We start from the raw sequence: 14,690 nt of genomic DNA on the forward strand, positions 1-14,690 counted from the left end.
CGAGGAAGAAGACGTGACGATCTCCGACGTGTCCATCACAGCGTTGCCCGCCGAGGGCGAGACCGGGGTGGTCGACATCGGCCCCCTGACCCTGGAAAGCGGCGTCGTCCTCGACGACGTGTCGATCGCCGTGCAGCGGTGGGGGGACCTGTCCCCCACCCGCGACAACGTGGTCATGGTGCTGCACGCACTGACCGGCGACTCCCACATCACCGGCCCCGCCGGACCCGACCATCCGACGCCCGGGTGGTGGGACGGCGTCGCCGGACCCGGCGCACCGATCGACACCGACCGGTGGTGCGTGGTGTCGACCAATGTGCTCGGCGGGTGCCGCGGCTCCACCGGTCCCGCCTCCATCGCCCCCGACGGCAGGCCGTGGGGGTCGCGGTTCCCCGCGATCACCATCCGCGATCAGGTCAACGCCGACCTCGCCGCACTCGCCGCACTCGGTATCACCGAGGTGGCCGCGGTGGTCGGCGGCTCGATGGGCGGCGCCCGCGCCCTCGAGTGGATCGTCGGCCACCCGGACACCGTGCGCGCAGCGCTGGTGCTGGCCGTCGGCGCCCGCGCCACCGCCGACCAGATCGGCACCCAGAGCACCCAGGTCGCCGCGATCAAGGCCGACCCGGACTGGTGCGGCGGCGACTACTACGACACCGGGCGTGCCCCCTACACCGGGATGGAGATCGCCCGCCGCTTCGCCCACCTGACCTACCGCGGCGAACTCGAACTCGACGACCGCTTCGGCAACGACGCCCAGGGCGCCGAGGACCCGGCCGACGGCGGGCGCTTCGCGGTGCAGAGCTACCTCGAATACCAGGGCGCCAAATTGGTCGAGCGGTTCGATCCGGGCACCTACGTGGTGCTCACCGACGCCCTGTCCAGCCATGATGTCGGCCGCGGTCGTGGCGGCATCCGGGCCGCGCTGGCGAGCTGCCGGGTCCCGACGATCGTCGGCGGCATCACTTCCGATCGGCTCTACCCGCTGCGGCTGCAGGAAGAGTTGGCCGAGCTGCTCGGCGGCTGCGCCGGCCTCGAGGTCGTGGACTCGCTCTACGGCCACGACGGCTTCCTGGTGGAGACCGAGGCGATCGGCAAACTCCTGCGCCGCACGCTGGAGCTGGCGGCGCGGTGAGGCCGTCCCCGGCGCACCCGTCGCTGTCGTTCGGCGCGCAGGCCGCCGCCTATGAGCGGGGCCGGCCGTCCTATCCACCCGAGGCGATCGACTGGCTGCTGCCCGCGGGTGCGGGCACCGTGCTGGACCTGGGCGCCGGCACCGGCAAGCTGACCACCCGGCTGGTGGAACGCGGCCTCGACGTGGTCGCGGTCGACCCGATCCCCGAGATGCTCGAGGTGCTCACCCGGTCACTGCCCGACACCCCGGCGCTGCTCGGCACCGCCGAGGAGATCCCGCTGGCCGACGACAGCGTCGACGCGGTGCTGGTGGCCCAGGCCTGGCACTGGTTCGACACCGACCGGGCGGTCGCGGAGATCGCACGCGTCCTGCGGCCCGGCGGACGGCTCGGGCTGGTGTGGAACACCCGCGACGAACGGCTGGGGTGGGTCAAGGAACTGGGCGACATCATCGGCCACGAGAACGACCCCTTCACCGATGCGGTGTCGCTGCCCGCGCCGTTCACCGATGTGGCGCGCCACCACGTCGAATGGACGAACTATCTGACACCGCAGGCGCTCATCGACCTGGTGGCCTCGCGCAGCTACTGCATCACCTCCCCCGCCGAGGTCCGCACCCGCACGTTGGATCAGGTGCGCGAGCTGCTGGCCACCCATCCTGCGCTGGCCAACGCGACGGGGTTGGCGTTGCCGTACGTGACAGTCTGCATCCGGGCGAGGCTGAGCTGACGGCCGCCGGACGCGGGGCGACCTGAGCATGCCGGGGTGGCTGGCGGCCGGCGGCTGGGGATTGCTCGCCGGCGCGGCGCTGGTGATCGGTGCACTGGTCGGTTGGGCCGTGCGCGTCCCCACACGGGTGGTCGCCGCGGTGATGGCGTTCGGCGCCGGGGTGCTGATCTCCGCGCTCGCCTTCGACCTGATGGACGAGGCCGAGCGCACCGGTGGCCTCGCCGCCACCGCGATCGGCTTCGTCGGCGGCGCCGTCGCCTATGTCGGCGCGAACATCGTGCTGGACCGCTACGGCGCCCGGCACCGCAAGCGGTCCCACGGCAGGCAACCGTCGGAGGCGCAGGCCGGCGGCAGCGGTGCGGCCATCGCGATCGGGGCCCTGCTCGACGGTGTGCCCGAATCGGTGGTGCTCGGCATCTCGCTGATCGGCGGTCAGGGCGTCGGCCTGCCGGTGCTGGCCGCGGTGTTCATCTCCAACCTGCCCGAGGGGTTGTCCAGCGCGGCCGGGATGAAGCAGGCCGGCCGCGGCGCCAGGTACGTATTCGGCGTGTGGGGCGGGATCGCCGTGATCAGCGGGATCGCGGCGATGCTGGGTTACCTGCTGCTCGACGGCGCGTCACCGGCGCTGATCGCGGTCATCACCGCCGTCGCCGCCGGCGCGATCCTGGCGATGATCGCCGACACGATGGTGCCCGAGGCGTTCTCCGAGACCCATGTGTTCACCGGGTTGATCACCACGTTCGGGTTCCTCACCGCATTCGCGATCGAGCGGATGAGCTAGCTGGTGCCCAGTGGGTCGATGGTCCACGCGACGTAGAACATCGTCGCGCTGACCGTCGCGGTGGTGACGAAGTCGATGCCCTTGCTGCGGACGGCGAGCAGGCCGGCGCGATCGTCGGTCAGGGCCAGCCGCAGCGCCGCCGCGGTCCCGACACCGACCGCCATCACGAGCGCCCCACGCCGCCAATAGCCGGCGACCACCAGCACGAACGCGGCGACGAACACCGAACCGACCACCAGTATCGGCCACTGACCCGCGAACACCTTGCGGGCGAACTCCCGGGGCGTCACGCGCGGGCGAGGGCCTCGGCGCGTTCGACGACGTTGGTCAGCAGGAAGGCCCGGGTCAGCGGCCCCACCCCGCCGGGGTTGGGCGAGACGTGCCCGGCCACCTCCCAGACATCGGGGGCGACGTCGCCGACGAGCTTGCCCGCGTCGTCTCGGCTGACCCCGACATCGACGACCGCGGCGCCCGGACGGACCATCTCGGCGGTCACCATGTGCGGCACCCCGGCGGCGGCGACGATGATGTCGGCGTCCCGGGTGAGTTGCGGCAGGTGCCGGGTCGCGGTGTGGCACAGCGTGACCGTGGCGTTCTCCGACCGGCGGGTCAGCAGCAGGCCCAGCGGGCGGCCGACCGTGACGCCGCGGCCGATCACCACGACGTGCGCGCCGGCGATCTCCACCTCGAAGCGGCGCAGCAGGTGCACGATGCCGCGCGGGGTGCACGGCAGCGGCGCGGGCTCGTTGAGTACCAGCCGGCCCAGGTTCGTCGGGTGCAGCCCATCGGCGTCCTTGCCGGGGTCGATGCGCTCGAGCGCGGCGTTCTCGTCCAGGTGCTTGGGCAGCGGCAGCTGCACGATGTACCCGGTGCACTCGGGGTTGGCGTTGAGCTCGTCGATGGTCTCGTCGAGCTTGGCCTGACTGATGTCGGCGGGCAGGTCGCGGCGGATCGAGGTGATGCCGACCTTCGCGCAGTCGGCGTGCTTGCCGCGCACGTATGCCTGCGACCCCGGATCGTCGCCCACCAGCACCGTGCCCAGGCCCGGTGTGCGCCCCTGTTCGGTGAGCGCGGCGACCCGCTGGGTCAGGTCGACGAAGATCTCGTCACGCGTGGCTTTCCCGTCAAGCGTTTTCGCACCCACATCGGCCAGTCTGTCATGGGCGTGTGGCAGGCTCAGCACCTATGAACACCGCGCCAGATGTGTTCACCCCGGCCAAGCTCGGCCCGGTGACGTTGCGCAACCGCATCATCAAGGCGGCCACGTTCGAGGCGTCGACCCCGAACGCACTGGTCACCGACGATCTCATCCACTACCACCGGCTCCCTGCGGCCGGCGGCGTCGGCATGACGACGGTCGCGTACTGCGCGGTGTCGCCGGGCGGGCGCACCGACGGGTGGCAGCTGTGGATGCGGCCCGAGGCGCTGCCCGGGCTGCGCCGCCTCACCGACGCGGTGCACGCCGAGGGCGCGGCGATCAGCGCGCAGATCGGGCACGCCGGCCCGGTCGCCAACGCCCGCACGAACAAGGCCAGGGCGCTCGCGCCGGTGCGGTTCTTCAACCCGATGTCGATGCGGTTCGCGAAGAAGGCGACCCGCGACGACATCCGCGAAGTGATGGACGCGCACGCCAACGCCGCCCGGTTGGCCATCGAGGCCGGCTTCGACGCCGTGGAGATCCATCTCGGCCACAACTATCTGGCCAGCTCGTTCCTCAGCCCGCTGCTCAACCGCCGCACCGACGAATTCGGCGGATCGCTGGCCAACCGCGCCAAGGTGGCGCGCGGCACCGTGCTCGCGGTGCGCCGGGCGGTGGAGCAGGCCGGCACGCCGATAGCGGTCACCGCGAAACTCAACATGTCCGACGGTGTCCGCGGCGGCATCTCGGTCGAGGAGGCGCTGCAGACGGCCAAATGGCTCGAGGAGGACGGCGGGCTCGACGCGATCGAGCTGACCGCGGGCAGCTCGCTGGTCAACCCGATGTACCTGTTCCGCGGCGACGCCCCGGTCAAGGAGTTCGCCGGCGCGTTCAAACCCCCGCTGCGGTGGGGCATCCGGATGACCGGCCACAAGTTCCTGCGCGAGTACCCCTACCGCGAGGCCTACTTGCTACGCGAGGCGCGCCAGTTCCGCGCCGAGCTGAAACTGCCGCTGATCCTGCTGGGCGGCATCACCAACCGCGACACCATGGACCGCGCGATGGCCGAGGGATTCGACTTCGTCGCGATGGGCCGCGCGCTGCTGGCCGAGCCCGACCTGCTCACGCGCATCCAGGCCGACAGCGCCACCCGCTCGGCGTGCACGCACTGCAACCGGTGCATGCCGACGATCTACCGCCACACCCACTGTGTGGTCACCGGGGCCCCCGACTCGATCCCGGTCTGAGCCGGCGCCATGGCCGCGGCCGACGACGCCATGGTCACCTACCGCTACGTACGGGTGGGGCTGGTCGCGCTGGTGGTGTTCCTGCTGGTGTCGGTCGCGCTGACCTGGGTGCAGACCTGCCTGCAGAGTTCGATCAGCGCATTCTTCTACACCCGCACCCACGCGGTGCTCGTCGCCGCACTGTGCGCGATCGGCATCTGCCTGATCGCCTACCGCGGCAGCCGCGTCGGTGAGGACGCGCTGCTGAACTTCTCCGGATACCTGGCCTTCATCGTCGCGCTGATCCCGACCGACTCGGTGGGCCTCTGCCAGCCGTGGCTGCCGACGGTCGACGATCCGTTCGGCGGCGTCGGCAACAACGCCGCCGCGCTGCTGGTCGCGGCCGCCGCCGGAACCGCGATGTACCTGGCGCTGCAGCGGTGGCGCCACCCGCAGCCGCTGCCGACCGCGGAGGCCGAGACCTGCGCGGCCGCGGCAACGGTGTGGAAGCGGGTGGCCGCGGTGCTGCTGCGCATCGAGAGATGGCTGCCCTCAGCGTTGCTCGGGATCGTCATCGGCGGTGCGGTGCTCTCGCTGTGGGATTGGTTCCTGGACCGGGCGCACGTCATCGCGGCGGTCGCGATGTTCCTGGCCATCGTGCTGGTCGCGGTCTATCACGCCTGCTACGCCCGCGCCGCCGCCCGGCACCGGCTCGCCCGGTTCTACGCGGCGCTCGCCACCCTGATGCTCGCCACCGTGGTGGTGGCCGTGATCTTCCTGCTCGCAGACGTCGAGTTCGGGGTCTTCATTGTCGAGGTGCTGCTCATCCTCGAGTTCGCTGTCTTCTGGGCGGTGCAGACATGGGATGTGTGGGAGCCCACCGACCGCTACCCCGCCTCCGCCGTGCCCGGTCTGGCCGAAGCGCGGTCAGGACCCGCCGACACCGCCTGAACACCGACCGGCGGAGACGCCCGGACGGGACGGCTACCTATACAGTGAGTCCCGATGAGCCGACCAGTCCCACCTGCGCTGACCGTTCGGTACGAGGGTTCGACCCGCACATTCGCCCCGGGCACTGACGTGGTCATCGGCCGCGATCTGCGCGCCGACGTGCGAATCGCCCACCCGCTGATCTCCCGCGCCCACCTGGTGCTGCGGTTCGATCAGGGCCGTTGGGTCGCGATCGACAACGGCAGCCTCAACGGCATGTTCGCCGGCGGCCGCCGCGTGCCGGCAGTCGACATCCGCGACGGACAGACCCTCAACATCGGCAACCCCGACGGGCCGCAGCTCACCTTCGAGGTGGGCCGCCACCAGGGCTCGGCCGGACGCCCGCCGCAGACCACCGCCGTCCCCGTTGCCCGCGCGGCCACCGGCGGCTACCCGCCTGCCGCGCCACCGGTCTCGCGGCCGCACCCGCGCTACCCCACCGGGCCGCAGTCCTACGGGACCGGTGGCCAACCGCCGGCCTACCCGACCGGCACGCCGTCACCGGCCTATCCGTCGGGCCCTCAGCGCTATCCGAGCGCTCCGCCGGCCCGCCCGGCCCCCGCCGCGTCGCTGGCCCCGCCGCTGTCCGAGCAAGCCGGGCTGGAACCCGTCACCCGAATGGGCCCGACCGCCGCGCCGCGCTCGTCCGAGGCCGGCGGCAACCTGGCCACCAGCATGCTCAAGATCCTGCGCCCGGGCCGGGCGCCGGAACCGCCCCCGGGCGCGGTGAAGATCGGCCGGGCGAGCGACAACGACATCGTCATCCCCGACGTGCTGGCCTCGCGCCACCACGCCTCCCTGGTGCCCGCCGCGGGCGGCACCGAGATCGTCGACGCCCGCAGCATCAACGGCACGTTCGTCAACGGCGCCCGCGTGGAGTCGGCGCTGCTGAACGACGGTGATGTCGTCACGATCGGCAACATCGACCTGGTCTTCACCGGCGGCACGCTGGTCCGGCGGACCGAGACCGCCGCGGCGACCGCCACCGGCGGCCTCGACGTGCACGGCGTCACCTGGACGATCGAGAACAACAAGACGCTGCTGGACAACATCTCGCTGGCCGCGCGGCCGGGCACGCTGACCGCGGTGATCGGCCCGTCCGGTGCGGGTAAGTCGACATTCGCGCGACTGGTCGCCGGCTACACCCACCCGACCAACGGTTCGGTGTCGTTCGAGGGCCACAACGTCCACGCCGAGTACGCCTCGCTGCGGTCCCGGATCGGGATGGTGCCCCAGGACGACGTGGTGCACGGTCAGCTGACGGTGCGGCAGGCTCTGATGTTCGCCGCCGAACTGCGGCTACCGCCCGACACCACCAAGGCCGACCGCGAACAGGTCGTCATGCAGGTGCTCGAGGAGCTGGAGATGACCAAGCACCTCGACACCCGGGTGGACAAGCTGTCGGGCGGTCAGCGCAAACGCGCGTCGGTGGCGCTCGAGCTGCTGACCGGCCCGTCGCTGCTGATCCTCGACGAGCCGACCTCCGGCCTGGACCCTGCGCTGGACCGGCAGGTCATGACCATGCTGCGCCAGCTCGCTGACGCGGGCCGCGTGGTGCTGGTGGTCACCCACTCACTGACCTACCTCGACGTCTGCGATCAGGTGCTGCTGCTCGCCCCGGGTGGTAAGACCGCGTTCTGCGGGCCGCCCAGCGAGATCGGCCCGTCGATGGGCACGACCAACTGGGCCGACATCTTCAGCACCGTCGCCAGCGACCCCGACGGCGCCAATCAGCGCTTCCTCGCGCTCAACGGCCCGCCGCCCGCGCAGCCCCCCACCGCGGAGGCCACCGATCTCGGCGAGCCGTCGAAAACCAGCCTGCGGCGGCAGTTCTCGACGATCGCGCGCCGGCAGATACGGCTGATCGTGTCCGACCGCGGCTACTTCATCTTCCTCGCGCTGCTGCCGTTCATCATGGGCACACTGTCACTGTCGGTGCCCGGCACCGTCGGCTTCGGGGTGCCCAACCCGATGGGCGACGCCCCCAACGAACCGGGGCAGATCCTGGTGCTGCTCAATGTCGGCGCCATCTTCATGGGCACCGCGCTGACCATCCGCGACCTGATCGGCGAACGCGCCATCTTCCTGCGCGAACAGGCGGTCGGCCTGTCCACCACCGCATACCTGCTGGCCAAGGTGTGCGTGTACTCGGTGTTCGCGATCGTGCAGTCGGCGATCGTCACCGGCATCACGATCCTCGGCAAGGGCGCTCCCACCCAGGGCGCCGTGGTGCTGGGCAACCCGTCGCTGGAGCTGTTCGTCGGGATGGCGGCCACCACGGTCACCGCGGCGATGGTCGGCCTGGCGCTGTCCGCGCTGGCCCGCACCAGCGAGCAGATCATGCCGCTGCTGGTGGTCGCGATCATGAGCCAGTTGGTCTTCTCCGGCGGCATGATCCCCGTGACCGACCGCATCGGGCTCGACCAGCTGTCGTGGCTCACCCCGGCGCGGTGGGGCTTCGCCGCCTCGGCGTCCACCGCGGACCTGATCACGCTGGTGCCCGGCCCGCTCACGCCGAAGGACCGGCACTGGGAGCACACCAGCGGCGCATGGCTGTTCGACATGGCGATGCTCGGCGTGCTCAGCGTCTCCTACGTGACGTTCGTCCGGTGGAAGATCCGGCTCAAGAGCGGCTGACAAGCCCGCGCCACACCTGCGGGCCGGGGGCTGACCGGTAGATTCGCAGGGTGAGGCGCACGCTCGGTCGGATCGAACGCTACGTGGCCGATGCGCCGGCGACGTTCGGCTGGCTGTTCGTCCTGGCCGTGACCACCCGGGTGCAGCGGTCGGCCGGCCGGGAGCGCGCCCAACTGCTGCGCAGCCAGTCCACCAATCTGCAGCATCTGTCCGAGGAACCGACCAGAGTGCTGGCCGCCAGCCTGTTCTGGCTCGACGGCCGGCGATGGTGGCCGTACGTGCCTCCCTTTGTGGCCGTGCTGGCCCCCGCCGAGCACCGGCTCGGATCGGTGCGGTGGCTGGCGACCGGGGTCGCCGCCCATGTGGCGGGAACGTACGCGGGGCAGGGCTATCTGCGGTGGTCGATTCGCGCCCGCAACGCCCCGCCGCGGCTGGCCGAGGCCCGCGACGTCGGGGTGAGCTACTTCCTGCTCGGCGTCGCCGGAACGCTGTCGGCCTACCTGCCCGACGCGCACCGGCGCCGGGTCCGCGCGGCGGCGCTGGCCGTGCTGGCCATCAACACCGCGATCCGGCCAACCTTCACCGAGGTCGGCCATCTCAGCGCCTTCCTCACGGGTCTGTCGCTGAGCGCCTTGGCGAACGGCCGCGAGCGGTACCCCTATCCGGGTACACAGGGGTATGCGCGCCACTGAGATCCGAGCGCTCGGCGAGGTCGCCGCCGAGGGTGCCACTGTGCTCAACAACGTCGTCCGCGGCCTGCACACCGGTATCGCCAGCCGGGTGTTCAGCTCGATCGGTCCGGCCGCCCGCCCCGTCGAGGTGGTGCACGACCTGATCGCGCAGACGGTGTACACCGCGGTCGGGACGGCCGGGCAGCGGATCCCCGACCTGGTCGGCGCGCTCGCGGCCACCGGCGTCGGCTTCGACGCCGACGCGCCCGTCGACGAGTCGCCGGCCGCGGCCGAGATGATCGCCGCCCTCAACGGCATCTACGGCGACGAGCTCGCCGACCGCGGGAACGCGCTGGCCACCGAGATGGCGGTGCGGGTGGCCCGGCGCCGCGTCGAGCCCACCCCGGGCGGGCTGGCGGCCGCCTTCCCCGACGCGACCGGCCGGCTGGCGGTGTTCGTGCACGGTCTGTGCCAGACCGAGTCCTCCTGGCAGCGGCCGCCCCGACCGGACGTCGACGCCCCCGATCCCCGGTCCTACGGTGACCGGTTGCGCGACGACCTGGGCTTCACGCCCGTCGACGTGCGGTACAACACCGGGCGCCACATCTCCACCAACGGCCACGACCTCGACGAACTGCTCGCCGACCTGGTCTCGGCATGGCCAGTGCCGGTGTCCGACATCGCGCTGGTCGGGCATTCGATGGGTGGACTGGTGGTCCGCAGCGCCTGCCACTACGGTCGGGAGCGCGCGCACCGCTGGACCGGCCTGGTCCGACAGGTGATCTGCCTGGGATCCCCGCACCTCGGCGCGGACCTCGAGAAGGGCGTCAACGCGGCCTCGTGGGCGCTGTCGCGGGTCCGAGAGACCCAGGCGATCGCCGACTTCCTCAACCTGCGCAGCGACGGCATCAAGGATCTGCGCTTCGGCGCCTGCCTGGACGACGACTGGCACGACGCCGACCCCGACGAGTTGCTCCGCGACCGCTGCGGCGAAGTTCCGTTCCTGCCGAATGCGTCGTATCACTTCGTGGCGACGTCCGCGGCGCCGCAGGCCGTCGGGCGGGTGCTGGGCGACCATCTGGTGAAGCCGTCCAGCGCATCGGGGCAGGGCAGGCACCGGCGGCTGCCATTCGAATCGGACAACGGCCTGGTGCTCACCGGTCTGCACCACTTCGACCTGCTCAACCACCCGGAGATCTACGACCGGCTGGTGAGATGGCTGGGCGTCACCGCAACGTGACGACGTCGCTCACCGCGTCTCTCGGCAGTTCGCCGTCGACGACCGCGGTCACCGCCATGGTCGTCAGTGTGATGGCTCCGCCGTGGTTGTCGAGGAAGGCGGTGTCGGCGGCGTCGCGTCCGGTGGCGATGCGCAGCATCGACTGCCGCGGCGCCAGGCAGGTGGCGTCGGCGAGCCGCCACGCGCCGTCGACGAAGGCCTCGGCGACGGCATGGAAGTCCATGGGGCTGCAACCCGGCGCGTACACCGACACCAGCCGCGCCGGGACGTTCACCGCCCGCAGCATGGCGATGACCAGGTGGGCGTAGTCACGGCACACGCCCCTGCCCGCCAGGAGGGTGTCGGCGGCGCCGTCGATCGGATCGCTGGAGCCGGGCACGTAGTTCAGTCGTGCCCCCACCCACGACGACACCTTCTCCAGCAGCGCCACCGAGTCGGCGTCGTTCCCGAACTCGGTGGCGGCGAATCCGAAGAACTTGTCGGCCTCGGCGTAGCGGCTGGGCCGCAGGTACGTCGACCGGTCGATGTCGCGCACCGGCGGCGGGTCGGCCACGCCGGTCACGGTGGCCTGGTAGGAGGCGGTGACCGTGCCCGGTGAGGCATCGAAGATGTGGATGCGGTTGCCGTGCTCCCCGGTGATCTCCCGGGCCTCGACCCGTTCGCCGTCGTGCCGGAACACGAGCGACTCCACCACCTCGGCGCCTGGCTGCGGGGCGAGCGCGATCTGGAACTCGAGCGTGGTGGCGGCGGTGACCTCGAATTCGAGGTCCGAGCCGACGATGCGTCTCATGACGGGCATTCGCACAGTGTCGTCTTGATCGGCACGCCGTGCAGCACGACCGCCCGGGAATCACACACGTGTCACCCGTGGCAGCATCTTGTCGAAAATGCGTTCGACACGTGCGGTGTGATCAGCGCGTGGGTATGGAGAGCACGCCAAGCTGAGCCAGCACGGCACCCATGTCCAGGAAGGCTCTCTCGCACATCAGCCGGTCGCCATCGAATTCGAAGATCCCGACCACCGGAACATCGAAGCGGTGACCCGTCGGCGGAATCCCCGCCCATTCACCGTGATGGGTTCCTCCGATGGTCCCTTCGGCGACTACGCCGTCGTCCAGGTGCCGCAGCCGTGTCGTTTCGGCGTGCAGATCGGGGAAGCCGTGCATCAAGCTCTGCAGCAGGTCCCGCACGGCGTCGGCGCCATCGCTGGGCTCGCCGTTCACCTCGTACCGCGGGCTATGGAAGGTCGCGATCACTGCCTCGACATCATGGTCGTTCTCGACCGCGATGTGGTGCCTCACGACCTGCTCACGATGCTCGCGCAGCGTGGTTGTCTCATCAACCATCACCATGTCGGTCCTCCTCTGATCAACCTGACGGCATTCATGCATCCGGGAGATCACCCGCCAAGAACTCTCGGTGGCCGGCTCAGCGGCCCGCAGCGCAGATCCAGTCGCTCCCGGACGGTGTCCAGGGTGCGGCGCTGGTGTTCGCGTTCCCGGCGGTGGGTCAGCATGAACCGCGCGGTACCCGCCAACCGCCGCGGCCACGGGTACCAGCGGTCGAAGTCGAGTCCGCACTGCGCGAAGACCTTGGCGGGCAGCTGATCGGCCATCAGGCTGATGTTGTACTGGGCCAGGGTCAGCAGGACGTACGGGAAGGCCGTCCGCGACTTGTCCAGCAGGTCCTGGCCGTCCAGTTCGTAGAGCGGGGTGTCCTTCAGCCGGTCGAGCATGAGCAGATGGGTCATGAAGTAGCCCATGTACGAGCTCAGATGCAGGGTAGCCGAACGGTTCTGGATCGACAGCACCGAGCCGCCCGCGGACACGTACGGCTCGTACGGCACATTGCGGTGGGTGACGTATCCGGTGCAGTTGACGATCCAGCTACCCGGCGGGATCGTGGTGGTCGCGCCGCTGCGCAACCTCACCTCGACCGCGTCGTCGCGATCGACGGCGTCGACGAAGTAGTCCATCGTCACCGAGTGCAGGCCGTTGGTGATGGTGCGGCATTCGTCCAAGGACAGCACACCGAGCAGGAAATTCGCGGCGTCGGCGGTGACCGCGGTGCCGTACCGCGCCCGGTGCCAGCGCCACACCTCGTCCTCGTTGGTTCCGTCGAACCGCCGCGCGGTTTCGACGCCCAGAGTGCTGACCATGGATCCGGCGAACCAGCGGCGCATGCCGGTGGGGAAGAACGTGTCGCGGCACTGGAAGAACGTGCCTCCGCCCGCCACCAGGTTCACCTCCCGGCCGGGGCGGTGCGTGATCAGCGCGTGTGCGGTGTCCATCGCGGTCTTACCGCCCCCGATGATCCATACGGGCGCGTCACCGGCGCCGATCTCACCGTCGCGGACGTCGCAGAAGTCCGGTGACACCGAGCGCACCCGGGCACTCGACACCGGGAGCGGTTTGTTGGGAGTGATGCGGAAGCCATAGGCCTTGACCAGTTTCTCGGCGTCGATGCGCAGCGACTCCCCCGCCGCGTTCCGGCACGACACGTGCACCCGGCCGTCGACGGGGTCGTCGGAGACCATGTCCCAGCCGTAGAACTCGTCGACCCGGACCCGCTTGCGGATCTCGTCGAGGCAGTACTGCAGATGGTCGAGCACCTCGTCCCTTGTCGCGAGGTACGAGCGGTCGCGGCCCAGCGTCCACGCGATGTCGCCGGCGGTGAACATGCCGTGCGGCTGGTGCAGGCGCACGTACGGGTAGGTGTCCACCCACATCCCCCCGGCCCGTGCCCGGCGGTCGACCAGGATGATCCGCTGATCCGGCTCGAGATGCCGGCTCGCGGCGAACAGCGCGTTGAGCCCGGCCAGGCCGGCTCCCACGATGCAGACATCGCAGCTCTCGGTCATGGGCACCTCCGTGACGGCCCCAGTATTCGCCCATCCGCGCCGAGAAGGCCAGAGACGCTTGAACGTTCAATGTGTCCGGGCGTGCGGCGGTACCCTCCCCTCGTGCAGGTCGACGTGATGGTCACTCCACAGCCGCTGCGTGAGACCGGGCGATTGGCGCGGCGCACCCAGGCTTCGGGGTTCTCCGGGATGCTGTTCACCGAGACCGGTCGCACCGCCTACCTGAACGCCGCGGTGGCGTCGCAGGCGGCGCCCGGCCTCGAGCTGTCCACCGGTGTGGCGGTGGCGTTCCCGCGCAGCCCGTTCGTCACCGCGGCCGCGGCGTGGGAGCTGCAGGAGGCGACCGGCGGAACGTTCCGGCTGGGCCTCGGTACGCAGGTGCGCACCCATGTCGTCCGGCGCTACGGGGTGCCGTTCGAGCATCCCGGGCCGCGGCTGCGTGACTACGTGCTGGCGGTCAAGGCCTGCTTTGCAGCGTTCCGGTCCGGCACGCTCGACCACCACGGCGAGTTCTACGAACTCGACTTCATCACTCCGCAGTGGAGCGCGGGACCCATCGACGCGCCGGACCCGAAGGTCGATGTGGCGGCGGTGAATCCGTGGATGCTGCGGATGGCCGGCGAGGTGGCCGACGGTGTCCATGTCCACCCGCTCGGCGAGCCGGGATACCTCGCGCGCCATGTCGTACCGACGGTGACCGACGGCGCCCAGCGGGCCGGGCGCTCCCCGTCCGACGTCGCGCTGATCGTGCCTGCGATGACGATCGTCGGCGACAGCGACCACGAACGGGCGCGGGAGCGGGAGCTGGTGCGGATGAGCCTGAGCTTCTACGGCAGCACCCCCAACTACGCCTTCATCTGGGACGAGGCGGGATTCGAGGGGACGACGGCGCGGCTACGGGAGAAGCAGAAGGCCGGCGACCTGGCCGGGATGGCCGCTCAGGTCACCGACGAGCACCTGGCCGTATTCGCCACCGAGTCGACGTGGGACGGCCTCGCCGACGCGCTGATCGCCAAGTACGGCGGGACCGCGACGCGGCTCGTGCTGTACAACGCGACCGCCGATCCGGAGCGTTTCGAGCGCTACGGCGAGGTGGCCCGCCGCCTGTCCACTTTTTGACGGGAAGTTCTGCGAATATCCACAAAGCGAAGTATCGCGGGTTTACCCTCCGCTCAGGACGTCTTCATCGGGGAGGAACGGCCATGCGAGCTCTGCGAGTCTTTTCGGTCAGCGGCGTTGCACTCGTCGGCATTGTTCCGGCCTGTCTCATCGTCACGGCACCCA

14 protein-coding genes are annotated in these 14,690 nt (G+C 70.6%); 9 read left to right on the top strand and 5 right to left on the bottom strand.

The annotated features are described in order from the left end of the window. Positions 1 to 13: 13 nt before the first annotated feature. The 3 genes from E4P42_RS17750 to E4P42_RS17760 are packed head-to-tail and all read left to right on the top strand — an operon-like array spanning position 14 to position 2,644. A complete protein-coding gene (locus E4P42_RS17750) occupies positions 14 to 1,135 on the top strand; it encodes a homoserine O-acetyltransferase (protein ID WP_135127394.1) in 1,122 nt (373 codons plus the stop codon). Then, positions 1,132 to 1,863, top strand: a complete 732-nt coding sequence (locus E4P42_RS17755; protein WP_135127395.1) for a class I SAM-dependent methyltransferase — start codon at positions 1,132 to 1,134, stop codon at positions 1,861 to 1,863. The genes E4P42_RS17750 and E4P42_RS17755 overlap by 4 nt, the downstream gene beginning before the upstream one ends. 28 nt (positions 1,864 to 1,891) lie before the next feature. After that, positions 1,892 to 2,644, top strand: coding sequence for a ZIP family metal transporter (locus tag E4P42_RS17760; protein WP_135127396.1), 753 nt, complete (start codon positions 1,892 to 1,894; stop codon positions 2,642 to 2,644). Here the strand turns inward: E4P42_RS17760 and E4P42_RS17765 are convergent. Further along, positions 2,641 to 2,934, bottom strand: coding sequence for a DUF3017 domain-containing protein (locus E4P42_RS17765; RefSeq protein WP_135127397.1), 294 nt, complete (start codon positions 2,932 to 2,934; stop codon positions 2,641 to 2,643). The genes E4P42_RS17760 and E4P42_RS17765 overlap by 4 nt on opposite strands. Continuing rightward, entirely contained in the window at positions 2,931 to 3,788 is an 858-nt protein-coding gene (locus E4P42_RS17770) for a bifunctional methylenetetrahydrofolate dehydrogenase/methenyltetrahydrofolate cyclohydrolase (protein ID WP_167759529.1), read from the bottom strand. The genes E4P42_RS17765 and E4P42_RS17770 overlap by 4 nt, the downstream gene beginning before the upstream one ends. A 41-nt stretch (positions 3,789 to 3,829) precedes the next feature. On the opposite strand from E4P42_RS17770, the gene E4P42_RS17775 reads away from it, so the two are divergent. Genes E4P42_RS17775 through E4P42_RS17795 form a run of 5 tightly spaced genes read left to right on the top strand, consistent with a single transcriptional unit; the run spans position 3,830 to position 10,546 of the window. Next, a complete protein-coding gene (locus E4P42_RS17775; protein WP_135127398.1) occupies positions 3,830 to 5,029 on the top strand; it encodes an NADH:flavin oxidoreductase in 1,200 nt (399 codons plus the stop codon). A 9-nt stretch (positions 5,030 to 5,038) separates the two neighbouring features. Then, positions 5,039 to 5,959 carry a diphosphate--fructose-6-phosphate 1-phosphotransferase gene (locus tag E4P42_RS17780; protein WP_135127399.1) on the top strand — a complete coding sequence of 307 codons (921 nt, stop codon included), beginning with the start codon at positions 5,039 to 5,041 and terminating at the stop codon, positions 5,957 to 5,959. Positions 5,960 to 6,013: 54 nt separating this feature from the next. After that, complete coding sequence (locus E4P42_RS17785; RefSeq protein ID WP_135127400.1) at positions 6,014 to 8,635, top strand: FHA domain-containing protein; 2,622 nt, start codon at positions 6,014 to 6,016, stop codon at positions 8,633 to 8,635. 50 nt (positions 8,636 to 8,685) lie between these two features. Beyond that, complete coding sequence (locus tag E4P42_RS17790; protein WP_135127401.1) at positions 8,686 to 9,327, top strand: rhomboid-like protein; 642 nt, start codon at positions 8,686 to 8,688, stop codon at positions 9,325 to 9,327. Beyond that, positions 9,314 to 10,546, top strand: a complete 1,233-nt coding sequence (locus tag E4P42_RS17795) for a triacylglycerol lipase (RefSeq protein ID WP_135127402.1) — start codon at positions 9,314 to 9,316, stop codon at positions 10,544 to 10,546. The genes E4P42_RS17790 and E4P42_RS17795 overlap by 14 nt, the downstream gene beginning before the upstream one ends. On the opposite strand, the gene E4P42_RS17800 is transcribed toward E4P42_RS17795, so the two are convergent. From E4P42_RS17800 to E4P42_RS17810, 3 genes are all read right to left on the bottom strand, one after another. Beyond that, complete coding sequence (locus E4P42_RS17800; protein WP_167759532.1) at positions 10,533 to 11,336, bottom strand: transglutaminase family protein; 804 nt, start codon at positions 11,334 to 11,336, stop codon at positions 10,533 to 10,535. The two genes, E4P42_RS17795 and E4P42_RS17800, sit on opposite strands and share 14 nt — an antisense overlap. 121 nt (positions 11,337 to 11,457) lie before the next feature. Beyond that, on the bottom strand, positions 11,458 to 11,898 hold the full coding sequence (locus E4P42_RS17805; RefSeq protein WP_167759530.1) for an ester cyclase: 441 nt from the start codon (positions 11,896 to 11,898) through the stop codon (positions 11,458 to 11,460). 47 nt (positions 11,899 to 11,945) lie between these two features. Beyond that, positions 11,946 to 13,406, bottom strand: a complete 1,461-nt coding sequence (locus E4P42_RS17810) for an FAD-dependent oxidoreductase (protein ID WP_135127405.1) — start codon at positions 13,404 to 13,406, stop codon at positions 11,946 to 11,948. A 102-nt stretch (positions 13,407 to 13,508) separates the two neighbouring features. Between E4P42_RS17810 and E4P42_RS17815 the strand changes: the two genes are divergently transcribed. After that, entirely contained in the window at positions 13,509 to 14,525 is a 1,017-nt protein-coding gene (locus E4P42_RS17815; RefSeq protein ID WP_135127406.1) for a TIGR03617 family F420-dependent LLM class oxidoreductase, read from the top strand. Positions 14,526 to 14,690 lie beyond the last annotated feature (165 nt).

Origin of the sequence: Mycobacterium sp. PS03-16, from assembly GCF_004570325.1 — a bacterium.
Classification (GTDB): domain Bacteria; phylum Actinomycetota; class Actinomycetes; order Mycobacteriales; family Mycobacteriaceae; genus Mycobacterium.